Genomic DNA, 15,848 nt, shown 5'->3' on the forward strand with positions numbered 1-15,848 from the left:
AAAGCACGCTGGGCATAGAAGCCTTGTTGCGTACCCATCTGGGTCGTGATGCTGCGCCACTTCCTTACAACGCGCAGCAAATATTTTGAAATTGCCGCCGCAGGCTAAAGTGCAGCCCAGCCAGCCCCGCCCACATAGAACATGCCCGACCAACGTAAAACTTCTTCCGACCGTCGGCCCTGGGCCTGGATCCCCTCGCTCTATTTCGGCCAGGGCCTGCCCTATGTGGTGGTGATGACGCTGTCGGTCATCATGTACAAGAACCTGGGCCTGTCCAATACCGAGATTGCGCTCTACACCAGCTGGCTCTATCTGCCTTGGGTGATCAAGCCGCTATGGTCGCCCTTGATCGAACTCCTGGGCGCCAAGCGGGGCTGGATCGTCGCGTTGCAATTCCTCATCGGCGCGACGCTGGCGCTGGTGGCCTTGAGCATTCCGGGGCCGCGCAGTTTTCAGATGACGCTGGCGATGTTCTGGTTGATGGCCTTTGCTTCGGCCTCGCATGACATTGCCGCCGATGGCTTTTATATGTTGGCGCTGCCGCAGCGCAGCCAAGCTGCTTTTGTGGGGGTGCGCTCGACCTTCTATCGCCTGGCCAATATCGGGGGGCAAGGCGGTCTGGTGTATCTGGCCGGCGAATTGCAGGAACGCACGGGAAGCATGCAGCAGGCCTGGACGATGGTGTTCTTCTTGCTGGCGGGGATATTCCTGCTGCTCGGCAGCTACCACCACTTGATGTTGCCGCGCCCGGCCAGCGATTTGGTCGCCCAGACAAGGCGCGGCGGCAATGAGCTGTGGCGCGACTTTATCGAGGTCTTCGCGGAGTTCTTCCGCAAGCCCGGCATCGCTGTCATCATCGGCTTCCTGTTGCTCTACCGCTTCCCCGAGGCGCAACTGCTCAAGCTGGCCACGCCCTTTTTGCTTGACCCGGCCACGGCCGGCGGCCTCGGGCTTTCGACCAAACAGGTCGGCATCGCCTATGGCACGGTCGGGCTGATTGCGCTGACGCTGGGCGGTCTCTTGGGTGGCTGGGTGATCTCGCGTATCGGCCTGAAGCGGGCGCTGTGGCCGCTGATCTTGCTGATGCATGTGCCCAACATCATGTTCCTGCTGATGGCGCTCGGCAGGCCCAGCGACTTGGCTCTGATCAGTGCGGCCTTGGCCGTCGAACAATTCGGTTATGGCCTCGGCTTCACCGCCTATCTGATGTTCATGATTCTGGTCGCCGATGGCGAACACAAGACGGCTCACTATGCGATTTGCACCGGCTTCATGGCGCTGGGCATGATGATTCCCGGCATGTGGAGCGGCTGGTTGCAGCAGCAACTCGGCTACACGATGTTCTTCGCCTGGGTGATGGTGGCGACGCTGCCTTCTTTTGGCTTGGCCGCGTTGATCAAGATTCCGGCCGACTTTGGCAAGAAAACCGAGCCCGACGAATGAGCTTGCCGCGTCGCTCGTTCTTGCTGGCCGGTGCCGGGCTGAGCGCCTGCCAGCCCCTGCCCATAGTCAGCCCGCAGGCCGGCCTTAAATTTATACCGGCGCCGGAACTGGCAAGCCTCGCACCCGCCGCGCCGCGCGAGTTCCGTGCCGCCTGGGTCGCAACGGTCGCCAATATCGACTGGCCGAGCCGCAAGGGCCTGAGCAGCGCCGAGCAGCAGGCCGAAGTGCTGGCCTTGCTGGACCGTGCCAGCGCGCTGAAGCTCAACGCCCTCATCCTGCAGGTGCGCAGCAGTGCGGACGCGATCTATCCGTCCGCGCTGGAGCCCTGGAGCGAGTATCTGAGCGGCACGCAGGGGCAGGCGCCGGAGCCGTTTTATGACCCGCTCGCGCTATGGGTCAGCGAGGCACACCGGCGCGGCATCGAGCTGCATGTCTGGTTCAACCCGTTTCGGGCCCGTCAGAGCGGAGCGAAATCGGAGGCCGCTCCTCAGCACCTGAGCCGCAGCCAGCCGACTTGGGTCAAGCCATATGGCGATCAGCAGTGGATAGACCCCGGCGAGCCCGCCGCCGCCGAGCATGCGCTGGCGGTGATTGCCGATGTCTTGCGGCGCTATGACGTCGATGCCGTTCATATCGACGATTACTTTTATCCCTATCCGCTGCAAGATGGCGTCAGCAAGCAGGAGATCGACTTCCCCGACGAGCCGGCTTGGCGGCGCTACAGCCAAGCCGGAGGGGCGCTGGAGCGCGCCGACTGGCGTCGCCAAAATGTCGATCGGCTGGTGCAGCGCATTGCCGAACTGGTGAAGCGGACAAGGCCCTGGGTGCGCTTTGGCATCAGCCCCTTCGGCCTGCCCAAACCGGCGCTGCGCCCGGCAGGCATTGCCGGCTTCAGCCAATATGACAAGCTCTATGCCGATGTGGAGCGCTGGCTGAACGAGGGCTGGCTGGACTATCTGGCGCCGCAGCTGTACTGGCCGATCGCGCAAAAACCGCAGGCCTTCGGCGTCTTGCTGGACTATTGGCATGGCCAGAATCTGCAGGGCCGGCATATTTGGCCGGGCCTGTTTACCAGCAAGCTCACCGACAAGCCGGACAGTTGGCCGCTGGACGAAATCCTGCAGCAGATCGAACTCGTGCGGCAGCGTCGGCCGGGCAGCGGCCATGCGCATTTCAGCATGGTGGCCCTACTGCAAAACCGCCGCGGCCTCGCGGACGCGTTGATGGCCGGGCCTTACGCCGAGGCCGCCTTGGTGCCGGCAACGCCTTGGCTGGTCGAAAGGGAAGCGCCCGCCGCCGCCGTGCCGCAGCTGAAGCCGGTCTTTGTCGGCGCCGAGCCGCTGTTCGAGCTGAGCTTCGCGCCGGATCGGCGTCACTCGGTCTGGCTGCTTTATGGCGAGCGCTGGGAATTGCGCTTGTGCGGCGAGTTGCTGAGGGTGCCGGCGGCCGGCTTGAGCGGGCTGGTGGTCTCGGCGCTGAACCGGATAGGCCAGGAAGGGCCAAGATTGGGGCTGCGCCTGTGACAATCGCGGGCTACCTGGAAGCCCACAGACAATCATGCAGAAAATCTCCAAAATCCTAATCGGCGCGGCCAGCGCTGCCTTGCTCAGCGCCTGTTCCACCCTGCCCAGCGGCCCCAAGATCGACCGCAGCTACAGCTCCGTCGCCCAAGACAGCCGGGCGCTGTTCCTGATCTTGCATTACACCGCGCTGGACTGGGAGAAATCGCTGAAGGTCCTGAGCACCGGTGGTCAGGTCAGCGCCCATTACCTGCTGCGCGATGAGCCGGCCATCAGTTACCAGCTGGTCGATGAGAACCGCCGCTCCTGGCATGCGGGCCAGAGCTTCTGGGCCGGCAATCAGAATCTGAACGCCGCCTCGATAGGCATCGAGATCGTCAACGCCGGCTATACCGATGGCCCGTTGGGCCGCGTCTATGCGCCTTACCCCGAAGCACAGGTGCAGGAGTTGATTCTGCTGATCAAAGACATTGTTGCTCGCCACCAAATCCGGCCCGACCGCATCATCGGGCATGCCGATATCGCGCCCGGCCGCAAGCAGGACCCGGGCCCGCTGTTCCCCTGGCGGCGTCTTGCCGAGGCCGGCATCATTCCCTGGCCCGCCCCCGCACAGGTCACGGCCAAGTTGCCCCTGTATGAGGCGCTGCCGCCGGATGCCGCCTGGTTCCAGGACAAGCTGGCACGCGTCGGCTATCAGGTCCCCCGCAACGGCGAGATGGACACGCAGACCAAGAGCGTGATCGCCACCTTTCAGATGAAGTACCGACCCAGCGACTACAGCGGCAACGCCGATGCCGAGACGGCCGCCCTGCTTGATGTGGTGACGACCCCCGGCGGCATGTTGCTGGCCGTGCCCAACGCGGCCCCAACTCCCTACGTCTCACGCTGGTAGACAAATTCTCACCCTCCGAGCGGGCTTTTCAGCCCGCCGGCGGGCCGCAGTTCGTCGCCGAATTCGGCTGTCTATCCCGTTAAACCCGAGTCTCGTCGTTTGGCGCTTGGAAGCGCTCTCCTTGGCAACTATTCTGAACCCAGATCAGCAACTGCTTCACTCAAAAACAAAGCGGAAGCGGTCGCGTCTAGCCCCGATGAATACAAGGAGTAACTCATGAACCGCACGTCATCCCTCAAGGCCGCATGTTTGCTGGCAATTTCCATGACTTTCGGCACCGCCATGGCCGCAGTGAATGCACCGGTCGAGATGCAGCGCGTTGAAGTCGCCGGCCAAAAGGCCGCCGATATTGCCCGCTTTGATGTCCAGGCCGCCTGCCCTGGTATCACGCAGGAAATGAAGAGCATGCTGACCAATGCTTTTGATCGTTATCAAACAACCGGCGTGGTGAAGGTGCAGTTCCGCGTGCAAGGTGATCAGGTCAGTTCTGTCGCCGCCACCGGCGGCCCGAGCGAGTACCGTAATCCGATTCGCCAGGCGGTGCGCCAGTTGGCCTGTGCCGACAAGAGCGGCGCTAATCAGCTCTATGCATTCGAGCTGAGCTTCACGCAGCCAAAGGATGCAAAGGCCGGCGATAAAGTCATCGCGATGCTCAGCAAGTAATGGCTTAGTTGGTTGCATTGGCTGGCTGGATGCCCAGCCACTGCAGCCAAGCCCCATGCGGATGCGACCAGGCCAAGGCAACTTGCCTGGTTTCGTCGCTGTCCGCCCATTGCAAGGACCACAAGGTTGAGGCCGTGGCGCCGGCGGCCAGATCCGGCAAGGCGAGGCCGCTGGGGCGTAAGCCCGGTGCTTCGGCGCTGAGCCAGATCAGCCCATGGTCGCGCTGCAAGCGCGCCACCCGCAGTTGAAAGTCAGCCAGCGCGGCGGGCTCGAAGTAGGCCAGCACCCAGCTATTGAACAGCACCGGCTGCGTCTGCGCCGGCAGCTCCTTCAGCCATTCCTCCAGCAGCGCCAGGCAGTCATCCGCTCGGCGCAGTTCATGCTGGCTTTGCCTAGCCTGCGCCAGCGCCTGTTGCAGGCGCTGCGCTCGCACCAGGTCATGCGGCCACAAGCAGGCCGCGAGCCAGCGCGTGGCTGCAGCGTCATTGACATCGATCGGTGCAGGGTCGGCACCGATCCTGTGGCTCAAACGCCAGTGACTGGCGGCGGGCAAGGCTAACTCGCCAAGCAGGCGGCAATCGATCGACGGCCGCAGCGGCTCAGGCGCTGCGCCCAGGCTGAAGCCGGCCGCGTCTTTCAGATAACGGTAGTGATATGCGTCCACGCCCAGATTCAGGCCCGCGCTGCTGCCCAGGTCGAACAGGGCCAGGTCTTGCCTGCCGGTCATGGCGGCGATCTGCTGCAGCGCCGGCCAGAGGATGGCGCAGCGGCCGATCTCGTTCGTCTGCGTGCTGCGTGTCTGCATATGCGCGCCCAACTCGGCGCTTTGCCCGCTCGCAAAGTCCAGCAGCAAGGCCGGCAGTTCGGCGTCCGGCAAGCGCTGGCCGCCTACGCTGGGGTAATAGTCGGCCAGCGGATGGCTGATACCCGCTAACACCCGCTCATGCAGCGCCGCCAGCAGCAGATTGGGCTTGGCCTGCGTGGCCGGTGCATGGCTCATCAGCGCCAGCAACTCGGCTTGCTCGGCCACAGCGTGGCAGATCGCCACATAGAGCGGGTCTTGCGGGCATTCCAGTTCGGCGAAGCGCCGGAACTGTTGGGCCCAACTTGTTTGCGTTTGCTTGTCCATGGCTCAAGTGTGGCGCCAAGGCTTGCGGCAGAATGTCGAGTACCCGACAAATGAGCGCGAAAATTGGACGATCTGAGCGCATTGCTGCACAGCAATTTTCCCGCCCTGAGCTGGCCCAAGCCCGAGCTGCAGGCCTTGGCCGAGTTGGTCGGCACGCGCAAGCTGGCGCGCGGCCGCAGCCTGTTCTTGCAAGGCCAGTCCACACAGGCTTTCTACGCGGTCTTGAGTGGTGAGATCGAAGCGCGCTTCAGCGGCCTGGGCGGTGAGGTCTCGGTGCTGGAGCATGTGCAGCCGCCGCGCCTGTTCGGCCTGGCCGCCTTCGCCGCGGCCCAAGCCAGCAGCTATGAGGCGGTGGCGCGCCAACCGACGCAGCTGCTGGTGTTTGGTCCGGCCGCCTACGAGTTGCTAATGGACCGGGTGCCGGGTTTTGCGCGCGCGCTTTTGGCCGAGTTCGCGCAGCGCTATGACGGCACCCTGCGCCTGCTCGAGGCCTCGCGCCACCGCACGGCGGCCGAGCGTTTTCAATTGGCCTTGGCGCAGCTGACGCGCGAGCGCGGTCGTGGGTCGCCCGATGCCGAGGGCGGCTTGAGCGTCAAGGCCAGCCAGGCCGAGCTGGCGGCCTTGGCGAATTTGTCGCGCCAGACCGTCAACCAGTTGTTGGCCCAGGCGGTTGCGCGCGGCGAGCTGCGCTGCGGCTATGGTCGCTTGTGGGTCAGGCAGCGGGGATAGCCGACGGGTCATCGCTTGGCTCATACAGCCCGAGCAGCGCCGGCTCCTTGCCGGGCCGGCGGATGTAGCTGCCGAAGACTTGGTCCCACAGCGGGATGGCGGTGCCATAGTTTTGCGCCTCGCCTTCGATCACGCTGTGATGCCAGCGGTGCAACTCGGCGCTGCCGATCAGCAGATCCAGGGCGCCCAGGCTGCCGCGGATATTGGCATGCACGGCGATGCCTTGCACCTGTATGAAAAGCGCCGCCCACAACAACACCTGCGGCTCGAAACCCAAGAGCAGCCAGGGCAAGACCCGCGCCAGCTTGTTCCAGATCACATTGATCGGATGAGCCAGCACGCTGTTGGCGGCATTGAGCTTGGCCGGGCGGTGGTGCAACTCGTGAATGCGCCACAGCCAAGGCCGCCGATGGGCCAGGCGGTGCAAGGCAAACGGCCCCAGCTCGCCCAAGGCGATGGCCAAGGGCAAGGCCAGCAGCGGCGGCAGGTCGGCGGCCCAGCCGGGCTCGGCGAGGAAGCTCGCCCAATAAATGGCCAGGCCCATCAGCAGCGCGCCGGCCAAGGCATCGGCCACGGCATTGATGCCGAGAAACGCCCCGTCGCGGGCCAGCTCGGCCGGCTGTGCCTGCCATTGCTGGCGCTGCGGCAGCCGCCGCTCCCACAGCATCAGCCAGAGCAAGGCGCCCAGCGTGCCAGCGCCCAGCACCGCGTCGGCCGACCAGCCGGTTGCGGCCGTCAGCGCGGCATAGGGCCAGAGCGCCAGCAGCAGCAGCAAATGAGGCCAGTTGAAGGAGCGGAGTGGAGTTTGCATGAGTCGGGGGGGGCTGGAAGTGAAGGGCTTGGCCGCATGCTCGGCGCAAATCGCCTTGTATGCATTAACCTCGGTTCATGAATTCAACTTGCCCCGCTTGCGGCCCCGAATTGCTTGCCTTCCTGCAAGCCGAACCCGGACGTTTTCAACGCTGGCAGGCCCTGCCGCGCCGCCAACTCAAGCGCGGCGACTGCTTGCTGCGCGCCGGTGAGGTGGCGCCGGCACTCTGGTTTGTCGAGGTCGGCTTGCTGCGCGGGCAGTTTCTCGACGCCGATGGGCGCGAGCGCATTCATGCCTTTTACCCCGAGCTGCAATGGCTGGGCCTGCCCGGCGCCGAGCAAGCCAGCCCCTACACGCTGGAGGCCATGGAGCGCAGTCAGTTGGTCGTCTTCACCCATGCCGAGCTGCAAGGCTGGCAGGCGCTTTGGCCCGGCATTGGCGAGCTGCTCTGGCAGGCCTTGGCGGTGCAGGTGCGCCGCCTGACCGAGCGTCAGCAGCAATGGCTGATGCTGGACGCAGGCGCCCGCTACCAGAGCTTTTTGCGCGATGAGCCTTCGCTGGCCCGGCGCCTCAAGCTCAAGGATGTGGCCAGCTATCTGGGACTGACGAATGTGGCGCTGTCACGCATCCGCCGGCGTTTGGGCTCCGCGCAGATGGGCGATTAGCGGGGGGGCTAGTCTTCCAGCAATGCCGCTTCGATATCGGCGCGCATCGATTCCGGCGTGTCATTCGGCGCATAACGCTTGAGCACCTGGCCATGGCGGCCGACCAGGAACTTGGTGAAGTTCCACTTGATCGCCTTCAAGCCGAGGATGCCGGGCTTCTCGGCCTGCAGCCATTGCCACAGCGGGTGGGCGTCGGCGCCATTGACCTTGACCTTGGCCATCATCGGGAAGGACACGCCGTAGTTGAGTTCGCAAAACGAGGCGATCTCCTCATTCGCGCCGGGGTCCTGGCCGCCGAACTCGTTGCTGGGGAAGCCCACCACCACCAAACCGCGCGCCGCATAGTCTTCCCAGAGCTTTTCCAGGCCTTTGAACTGCGGCGTGAAACCGCAGGCGCTGGCGGTGTTGACGATCAGCAAAACCCGCCCACGCTGGCTGGCCAGATCGGCCGGCTTGCCGTCGATCGAGACGGCTTGGAAGTCATAAATGTTTTTTTTATCGCTGCTCATGATGTTCCTTTGCTGCATCAGGCGTGAATGGTAGCGCTCCTTATCGACTGTTGTGTCGCTCCAGCGCCGCCAACATCGCGGCGGCCACGATGCACAGGCCGCCCAAGGCGGTCTTCAGGTCCAGGCTGCCGCCGCCCCACCACAAGGCCGAGGCCGCCGCCACCGGCACCTCGACCAACATCACGATGGCCGTCACATTGGCCGGCAACCGAGCAGCGCCGAATTGCAGCGAGATATTGGAGAGAAAGAACAAGACCGCCATGCCGGCCAACGGCAGCAGCCAGCCAGGGCCGGCCAGGCTCGGCCAAGCGATGAAGCCGACGCCCGCCATCACCGTCGCCGCTAGGCCGGCGACGACCACGCCGCCGCAGAACATCGCCAAGGCCCTTGCATGAGAGCTGCTTGCGGCCTCACGCCGCAGCATCACGTTATTGAGCGCGAAGCTGAAGCCGCCCGCCAGCCCCAGGTAATCGGCCAGGCTTGCCGGCCAGGGCAGGCCGCCGCCAGCCGGCATCAGCACGATGGCGGCGCCGCCCAGCGCCAGCAGCATGCGCAGGCCGGCCAGCGCGCTCAGCCGCTCCCCCAGGATCAGCCGCGCCAGCAACAGCGCCCATAGCGGCATCAGATAGAAGAGCAGCACCACCCGCACCACATCGCCCAACGCCACACCCCAGTTGAAGGCGGTATTGCTCATGCCGGCCGCCAGCATCACCAGCCAGAGCGCCGGCGTGCGGACAAACTCGCGCCAGGCAGGGCGATGGCTCAGGCTGATCACCGCCAGTGAGATGACGTAAAGCGTTACGGTGGTCCACAGCGGATGCAGGCCGGCGGCCTGGAACTGCCGGAATGGCCACCAGGACAGCCCCCAGACCAGGGCGTTGAACATCAAGGCAATTGCGGGCATAGGCCGATCGGGAGGGGGTGGCGATTCTTTGCCCGAACTTGCAAGCAGGCTAAGGGTTTATAGCATGGCAAATTCGGCAAAAATGTCCCTGCAATCGCCTAAGCTACGCCTGCGCTGCGTGCTGCGCACGCATCAGTTCGAAAACTCGTATTTCTTTTCGCAACGCTGAACACTGGAGTGCCTTCTCTTGGATCATTTGGCCTGCTTTACCCCGAAGGACCTGACGGCCAAAGCCGCAGCGCCCGACCTGGCTGCCTACCGTTGGCGTTTGCTGGCGCAGGGCGATTCCTGGTTCTCGACCGCCACCGCCAAGCTCGATGCGCATGCCAATCTGCTGCAGGAGATGTACTTCAAGCAACCCACCTGTGCAGTCAACTGCGCCGGCTCGGGCGAGGCGCTCAGCCATATGGTGGATCTGGAATCGGCGCCCGACTTTGTGCGCCTGCTCAGCGCCGAAGATGCGCCGGTCTGGGACGGCGTGCTGCTCTCGGTCGGCGGTAATGACCTGATCTCCGCCGCGCAAACCCCGGCCCACACGCCCGACGGCGCCGATGTGCCGCTGCATCTGCGCCTGCTGCGCCGCCAGACCGAATGGGGCCCGCCGTCCGCCGGCGTAGCGCGTTACTTCTCCGAACCCGGCTGGGCCACTTACAGCGACTACCTGCGCACCAATGTGCGCCATTTGCTGACGCTGCGCGATCAGGGCCCCTCGGCCGGCAAGCCGGTCTTCATGCATTGCTATGCGGTGCCGATGCCGCGCCCGGCCGGCGCCGAAGCCAATGCCAACTCGGAGTTAGGCGCGTCCGGCCCTTGGCTGTATCCGGCGCTGAAGGCCTGCGCCTTGCCGAGCGCCGACTGGGCGGCGGTCAGCCGTTTGATGGTGTTTCATTTGGCGCTGCTGCTGAAGAGCATGGCGGCCGACAAGGAGCAATTCCCCGGTCTGCATGTGTTCGACTCGACCGCCGTGCCTTTGGCCCCGGCGACGGCCGGCACCAGCGGCAGCAGCGGCGACTGGCATAACGAGATCCACCTCAACCACAGCGGCTGCCTCAAGATTGCGCGCGCCTGGTCCGAGAGCATCGAGCGGGTGCTCAGCGGCGAGGTGCTGGTGGTGCCGGGGGGGAAGAGGCGGTCTTGAGCCGATCAGCGCGTCCGCCGCCTGGTCGCTGCAAGCAGCCCCAGGCCGCCGAGCAGCGCCAAGGCCGCCGTTGATGGTTCGGGCACTGCGGCCAACATCGCGCCGTTGAGCACAAAAGGCAGTTCCACGCCGACTTGGCTGCCGGCGTCCAGGATGCTGGCGAACGAGCTGCCATTGGCGGACTGCATGGCATTGCCAAGGCGAGCGTCCGAGGTGGGCGCCGTCCAAGGGCCGGAGCTGAGCGCGCCGGTCATGCTCCAGCGCAACCAGTAGTGGCCAGCGGTCAAACTCACATCGGCGATGTCGGCGCTGGCGCGGTAAATCGACCGGGTTTTGTCGGTCAAGGTGGTGTCGGTGACCCGGTAGCCGAGCAGGCCGCCGTTGCTCAGCGCGGTGACGCCGCTGGCGATGACGCTGCCGTTGTTGGCGTCGCCGGCCAGGATGCTCCAGCTGACGTCCTTCAGCGTGAAGGTTGAAGCGTTGTTCTGCAACGCAAAGAAGTCGATGCTGCTGATCAGCCAGTCCGCGCCGGTGACGGTGAAGTCTTCGGCCAGTGCGTTCTTGGAAACGGTTTTCGCGCTGAAGCTCAAGGTCGCGGCGCTCGCGGCCTTGACCGACAAGCCATTGGCATTGACCACCGGGCCGTTGTTGAACAGCTCGGCAGCGCCGGCTTGGGCCACCCACAAGGGCATGGTGGCGGCTACCGCGATGGCGGCCGTGCGGGCCAAGCGGATGAGGGCTCGATTCTTCATGATGTCTGCTGCGATCCTGTTTTCGTGTTCGTGAGTGCCGAAAACAGAACGCGAAGCAAAACACACAGGACTCGCGCTTGCCCGGCGCGCGAGTATCGCAGCCCGGCAAGTCAGCGCGGGCAGGTCGAAATCAGTTTGGCTGGTTCTTGATGGTTGGGTCGTGGCTCAGACACAGGCCGGTGCTGTCCTCCACCACATGGATGGTGAAGTTCAGTGTGGCGGCATGGGTGCAGCGGTCGCGCATCATGATCTGGGTGGCGCTGATCGCCCACAGGTCGGGGAAGTCGGTCGTGGGCTCGCTGAACACGATGGGGGTCGCGGGGTCGAAGCTAAAGCCCGGCGTGGCCAGATCGAACTCGATCAGCCCGTTGCTGGTGCCGACGGTGATCTCGGCCGGGGAGCAGGTCACCGTGGGCGGGTCGGTGGCGTCGCTGGCGTAGACGGTGAACGTAAAGACGGGCTTGTCGCTAGGTGTTGTCATGGTTTCCCTGTTGAATGATGAGTTGCGCTAAGTGTTGCCGCCTGCAATTGAGTTCGTAACTGGATGTAGTCCGGATGCCGATAGCTGGAGGCCTCAAGCTTTTCGGCCAAGGCACGCGCTTCTTCAATCGCATTCAAATGCAAATGGGCCAAAGCGGCCACCGTCATCGCCGGCGCATCCGATGACGTGACATTTGCACGCAATCGCTCGGCGACGGCCTTCCAATGCATACCCGCCTTGGCGGCATCGCTGTTGGTCAATAGTTCACCCAAGGTCAGTTCTAACTGGGCAAGTATCAGGCGCAGTTCATTGTTGAATCGAGTGCCAGCCTGGATGCGTGCCTGCATATCGCTCAAGTACCCTGTCATCTCCACGGCAAGAGCTTGCGATTGGGCTTCGCTACGCTCGACTTTGGCCCGCAGCCAAAGTAGGCGGCCACGCAGATTGCCTTGCCACCGCATTTGCTTGACGTCGGCGGCCAACAAACGCCCGATATCGGACTTGAGGCTGCTCAGCAAAGGGGTCAAGTCTTGCTCGCCGCGAGCCAGGCGAATTTCGGCCAAGCCCAGGCGCAGCGAGCTGAGCTTTTCCAGCCAGTCCAGATTGCTCTGGTCTGTCGACGTCAAGTTCTCAAATTGCGCGACTGCTTTTTCGGCTGCCTGCAGCGCGGCCGCGGTATTCCCCATGAAGAACTGCGAGCGGCTGCTGTCGTGATGGGCATTGGCTTCCAGGTTCAGCAATAGGTGGTCTTGTTCGCGGTTGGGTATCCGGGCCAGCACCGCCAGTCTGTCTTGGTCGGCTGCCAAGGCAAGCGGGTAGCGGCCCTGGTATTGAAGGACTCGGGAGATCCAACCTAAGGTATTGATTTGTTCGACCCGCATATCGGGTTGTGCTGGGGCCAGCTCCTCATATTCAGGTAAGGCCTTCTGGAAGTTCAGCAGCGCCGCCTGTACCTCGCCGGAGTCGAACTGCAGAATACCCAGATTTACCCTGGCATTGGCTCGCTCAGCCAGCCAATCCGGCTTGCCTGCTGCCAGCGGCCAAAGCTGCTCGGCCAATTCCAGATAGCGCTTGAACTGCTTTCCCGCCTCGACCACCTGGCCTTGCCGCCAAGCCGCTTCACCGACCCAGAACACGCTTTGCGCATGGTCATAAATGCGCTGGCCGTCTTTGGGCGCGCGCTGCAGCAGTTCGGCGGTGCTGCCGGCGGCAGCGTCATACATGCGGCTGGCTTCGTCGAGCTTGCCGCGCTGTTGAGCGATCTGGCCCATCAGGTGCAACGCCCGGGCGCGCTGGCCCAGCGCGCCGGCGTCCAGGCGGCCGGTTTGCTGGGCGGCGTAATAGCCCAGCGCCTTTTCCCCCACCGCATCCAGCACATCCAGCCGCCCAACCGGCTCCAACTTTTTGCGCAGATCGCCGAGCATGAATTCGATCAGGCCCTCGGCCTGAACGCGCTGGGCCTGCGCCTCCTGGCCCTTCACCAGCGCCATGCCGACGCTGGCGCTCAGGGTTAGCAGGCCGAGAGAGCCGGCCGCCACGGCGACGCGGTGGCGGCGCACGAATTTACGCAGGATGTAGGCCGTGCTGTCCGGCCGCGCTGTGATCGGCTCATGGTTGAGCCAGCGGCGCAGGTCCTCGGCCAGCTCGGCGGCATTGGCATAGCGCTTGGCCGGCAGCTTTTTCAGCGCCTTGGCGACGATGGTGTCCAGGTCACCGCGCAGCTCGCGTGCCCGGGGTTTTTCGGCGACCTGCTCCGACAGCTTCTTGGGTGCCACCTCGACCAGACCACGCATGCGCTCCAGCGGCGTGGTGCGCGCTTCGTCTTCGCCTGGCGTCGTCGGGTGCTGGCCGCACAGTAATAGATACAGCAGCACACCCAAGGCGTAGACATCGGTGGCGGTGCTGACCTCGCCTCCTTGCACCTGCTCGGGCGCGGCGTAACGTGCGGTGTAGGCGCGGCCGGCCTGCTGCGTCAGCTCGGTGGAAGCGGCGGCGTCCGAGCTGCCATTTCCCTCTTCATGCAGCAGCTTGGCAATGCCGAAGTCCAGCAGCTTTACCTCGCCGGTTGAGGTCACCAGAATATTAGACGGCTTCAGGTCGCGGTGCAGGATCAGCCTTGTGTGTGCGTGCGCCACCGCCGCGAGCACGTCCTGGAACAAGGCCACGCGCTCGCGCGCCGTCAGTGCCTTGCTGTTGCAATACTGGTCCAGCGGCAGGCCGTCGACATATTCCAGCACCAGATAGGGCTGCTGCGCGCCGCTGTCGCTGATGCCGGCATCCAGCAAGCGGGCGATATGCGGGTGCGCCAGCTTGGCCAAGATCTGGCCTTCCCTCGCGAAGCGGCCGGCGTTGCCTTGGCCGAGCAAGCCGGCGTTGAGAAACTTGATCGCCACCAGGCCGTCAAAGCGCCCATCGGTGCGGCGCGCCAGCCAGACCGTGCCCATGCCGCCCTGGCCGATTTCGCGCTCCAGCGTGTAGGCGCCGAGTTGCTGGCCGGCCAGATTGTTGGGCTTGTCCGCTTGCGCCATCGTCTGCAGCGCGGGCGTGGCCAGATAGTTGGCGGCATTCATCGCCTGCTGGCGCCATAGCAACTCGTGCAGGTCGGCGGCCAGCTCGGCGTCTTGCGCCTCCAAGGCCAGCAAACGGGCCGGGCGCTGCTCGGGGGGCAGGTCCAGCAATTCGTCCAACAGCGGACTCAGGCGCGGCCAGCGGGACTTGTCGATATGGCGGCGCGTCGTCTCATTCATGTTTTGAGTGCCATCGACAAAAACAGCCTGGCCTTTTGCCAATCACGCTGCACGGTGCGCTCGGTCACGCCCAGCGTTTCGGCAATCTCGGCCTCCAGCAGCCCGCCGAAGTAACGCATTTCCACCACCGCAGCGAGGCGGGCGTCCATCTGCGCCAGCTCGGCCAGCGCCTCGTGCACGCGCAGGATCTCGTCGTCGCCTTGCGGCGGCAAGTCGGCCACCGCCGTGTTCAGCGTCACATGGGCAAACTCGCCGCCATGGCGCGCCGCTTGGCGGCTGCGCACCATGTCGATCACGATCGTATGCATCACCCGCGAGGCATAGGCGAGGAAATGCTTGCGGTCCGGGAAGTCTTGCGCTTGGCCACCTTCGGACTTGTGCAACCGGGCAAACAGGCGCAAATAGGATTCATGCACCAGGCCGGTTGCGTCCAAGAGGGTCAGGTGGCCGGCCTGCTTCATGCGGCTGCGCGCCATCTTTTGCAGGTCGGCATAAAGCAGGGCCACGACGGCCTCGGCGGCGGCGGCGTCGCCGAGGCCGGCTGCGCGTAGCAAAACGGTGATGTCGCTCATGCGGCTCTGGTGAGATAGCGGGATTCAAGCCATATGGCAGCCCGCACTCTAGCGGGTGGCTGAGTCAGCCTTGGGCAAGGATAAAAATATTTTCAGATCGATGTCGGGTTTGGCCGGTCAATTCCGTTTTATCCAGAGAGGACATGAACGTTTGTTGATGACAGGGAGGCCGAAAAATCGGGCTGTCGCCGAACGGTCGTGATCCTCACCCCCTCACGCTAGCCAGTTTTTGACGCAACAAACTCCGACATCCCGTGCAAAACGAAGCGACCGCCGACATCACCTTGTTCACCGAGCGCCAGCGCATCGAGCTGATGGGCCTGCCCGAGCTGATTTCGCTGCCCAACTTGCAAGGCTTTGCCAAGCTGGTGGGGCGTGAGCTGAACCAAGGACGGCGTTTCGGTACGCGGCCGGCGGTGCTCTTGATGGATGTGGCGGTGCACGAGCCCTTGGGCGCGCCCGCCGCACCTAGCCAGCATGCCCTGGCCTTGCTCGATGCCTTGGGCGCTCGGCTGCGCAGCCGGGTGCGTGGCACCGATGTGGTGGCCCGCATTGGTGAGCAGCGCTTTGGGGTGGTGCTGCAAAACGTCGAACGCGCCAATGTGTACGTCATCCAGGAGCGCCTGGAGAAGGTCTTGGGTGGCGCCTATGAGTTGGCGCCGCATCCGCTTTACGCCAGCTTGGCAAGCGGCATCACCAAATGCGAATGCCCGCGCATCGGCGGCAGCGAGTTGACCCGAGCCGCCGAAGTGGCGCTGAGTCATTCCCTGCCCGCCCACGCCAGGCAAGCGTCAGCACCGCGGATGGCCGTGCGTCATGCCGGCTAAGGCCCGCATAGCTTAAATTGACCGGCGCCGCAGCGCGCCCAGCAGGCCGAGCCCGGCTTACAAAAG

The 15,848-nt window shown here is 64.3% G+C and carries 16 protein-coding genes; 8 read left to right on the forward strand and 8 right to left on the reverse strand.

The features are described from left to right. The first annotated feature begins 141 nt into the window (after window positions 1-141). The 4 genes from LNV07_RS07720 to LNV07_RS07735 all read left to right on the forward strand — a co-directional run bounded on the left by LNV07_RS07720 (window position 142) and on the right by LNV07_RS07735 (window position 4,518). Window positions 142-1,443 carry an MFS transporter gene (locus tag LNV07_RS07720; RefSeq protein ID WP_263570604.1) on the forward strand — a complete coding sequence of 434 codons (1,302 nt, stop codon included), beginning with the start codon at window positions 142-144 and terminating at the stop codon, window positions 1,441-1,443. Then, entirely contained in the window at window positions 1,440-2,966 is a 1,527-nt protein-coding gene (locus LNV07_RS07725) for a glycoside hydrolase family 10 protein (protein ID WP_263570605.1), read from the forward strand. The genes LNV07_RS07720 and LNV07_RS07725 overlap by 4 nt, the downstream gene beginning before the upstream one ends. A gap of 34 nt (window positions 2,967-3,000) precedes the next feature. Beyond that, the gene (locus tag LNV07_RS07730) at window positions 3,001-3,855 is read left to right on the forward strand and encodes an N-acetylmuramoyl-L-alanine amidase (RefSeq protein ID WP_318013699.1); all 855 of its coding nucleotides are present in this window, start codon (window positions 3,001-3,003) and stop codon (window positions 3,853-3,855) included. Window positions 3,856-4,071: 216 nt separating this feature from the next. Further along, entirely contained in the window at window positions 4,072-4,518 is a 447-nt protein-coding gene (locus LNV07_RS07735; protein ID WP_263570606.1) for a hypothetical protein, read from the forward strand. Window positions 4,519-4,522: 4 nt separating this feature from the next. Here LNV07_RS07735 and LNV07_RS07740 read toward each other — a convergent pair whose 3' ends face one another. Next, window positions 4,523-5,647 (reverse strand): DUF2332 domain-containing protein, encoded by a 1,125-nt coding sequence (locus tag LNV07_RS07740; RefSeq protein WP_263570607.1) that lies wholly within the window; start codon window positions 5,645-5,647, stop codon window positions 4,523-4,525. Window positions 5,648-5,710: 63 nt separating this feature from the next. Between LNV07_RS07740 and LNV07_RS07745 the strand changes: the two genes are divergently transcribed. Then, on the forward strand, window positions 5,711-6,376 hold the full coding sequence (locus LNV07_RS07745) for a Crp/Fnr family transcriptional regulator (protein WP_263570608.1): 666 nt from the start codon (window positions 5,711-5,713) through the stop codon (window positions 6,374-6,376). On the opposite strand, the gene LNV07_RS07750 is transcribed toward LNV07_RS07745, so the two are convergent. Next, entirely contained in the window at window positions 6,360-7,187 is an 828-nt protein-coding gene (locus LNV07_RS07750; RefSeq protein ID WP_263570609.1) for a sterol desaturase family protein, read from the reverse strand. The two genes, LNV07_RS07745 and LNV07_RS07750, sit on opposite strands and share 17 nt — an antisense overlap. A gap of 77 nt (window positions 7,188-7,264) precedes the next feature. On the opposite strand from LNV07_RS07750, the gene LNV07_RS07755 reads away from it, so the two are divergent. Continuing rightward, window positions 7,265-7,852, forward strand: a complete 588-nt coding sequence (locus LNV07_RS07755; RefSeq protein WP_263570610.1) for a Crp/Fnr family transcriptional regulator — start codon at window positions 7,265-7,267, stop codon at window positions 7,850-7,852. An 8-nt stretch (window positions 7,853-7,860) separates the two neighbouring features. Here LNV07_RS07755 and LNV07_RS07760 read toward each other — a convergent pair whose 3' ends face one another. Together LNV07_RS07760 and LNV07_RS07765 are read right to left on the reverse strand one after the other, a co-directional pair. Then, window positions 7,861-8,361: a glutathione peroxidase gene (locus LNV07_RS07760; protein WP_263570611.1), complete on the reverse strand. Its 501-nt coding sequence runs from the start codon at window positions 8,359-8,361 to the stop codon at window positions 7,861-7,863. Window positions 8,362-8,401: 40 nt separating this feature from the next. Further along, on the reverse strand, window positions 8,402-9,265 hold the full coding sequence (locus LNV07_RS07765; protein ID WP_263570612.1) for a DMT family transporter: 864 nt from the start codon (window positions 9,263-9,265) through the stop codon (window positions 8,402-8,404). Between the two features lie 187 nt (window positions 9,266-9,452). Here LNV07_RS07765 and LNV07_RS07770 point away from each other — a divergent pair, with 187 nt between their 5' ends. Continuing rightward, complete coding sequence (locus LNV07_RS07770; protein WP_263570613.1) at window positions 9,453-10,403, forward strand: hypothetical protein; 951 nt, start codon at window positions 9,453-9,455, stop codon at window positions 10,401-10,403. 5 nt (window positions 10,404-10,408) lie between these two features. Here the strand turns inward: LNV07_RS07770 and LNV07_RS07775 are convergent, their stop codons facing one another. The 4 genes from LNV07_RS07775 to LNV07_RS07790 all read right to left on the reverse strand — a co-directional run bounded on the left by LNV07_RS07775 (window position 10,409) and on the right by LNV07_RS07790 (window position 14,955). Next, on the reverse strand, window positions 10,409-11,155 hold the full coding sequence (locus tag LNV07_RS07775) for a PEP-CTERM sorting domain-containing protein (protein ID WP_263570614.1): 747 nt from the start codon (window positions 11,153-11,155) through the stop codon (window positions 10,409-10,411). Between the two features lie 130 nt (window positions 11,156-11,285). After that, window positions 11,286-11,636 carry a hypothetical protein gene (locus LNV07_RS07780; RefSeq protein WP_263570615.1) on the reverse strand — a complete coding sequence of 117 codons (351 nt, stop codon included), beginning with the start codon at window positions 11,634-11,636 and terminating at the stop codon, window positions 11,286-11,288. Further along, window positions 11,633-14,383: a serine/threonine protein kinase gene (locus LNV07_RS07785; protein WP_263570616.1), complete on the reverse strand. Its 2,751-nt coding sequence runs from the start codon at window positions 14,381-14,383 to the stop codon at window positions 11,633-11,635. Before LNV07_RS07785 ends, LNV07_RS07780 begins: the two co-directional genes overlap by 4 nt. Next, entirely contained in the window at window positions 14,380-14,955 is a 576-nt protein-coding gene (locus tag LNV07_RS07790; protein WP_263570617.1) for an ECF-type sigma factor, read from the reverse strand. The genes LNV07_RS07785 and LNV07_RS07790 overlap by 4 nt, the downstream gene beginning before the upstream one ends. A gap of 254 nt (window positions 14,956-15,209) precedes the next feature. On the opposite strand from LNV07_RS07790, the gene LNV07_RS07795 reads away from it, so the two are divergent. After that, window positions 15,210-15,782: a diguanylate cyclase domain-containing protein gene (locus LNV07_RS07795; RefSeq protein WP_263570618.1), complete on the forward strand. Its 573-nt coding sequence runs from the start codon at window positions 15,210-15,212 to the stop codon at window positions 15,780-15,782. Window positions 15,783-15,848 lie beyond the last annotated feature (66 nt).

This window comes from Roseateles oligotrophus, from assembly GCF_025717515.1.
GTDB classification, from domain to species: domain Bacteria; phylum Pseudomonadota; class Gammaproteobacteria; order Burkholderiales; family Burkholderiaceae_C; genus Paucibacter_A; species Paucibacter_A oligotrophus.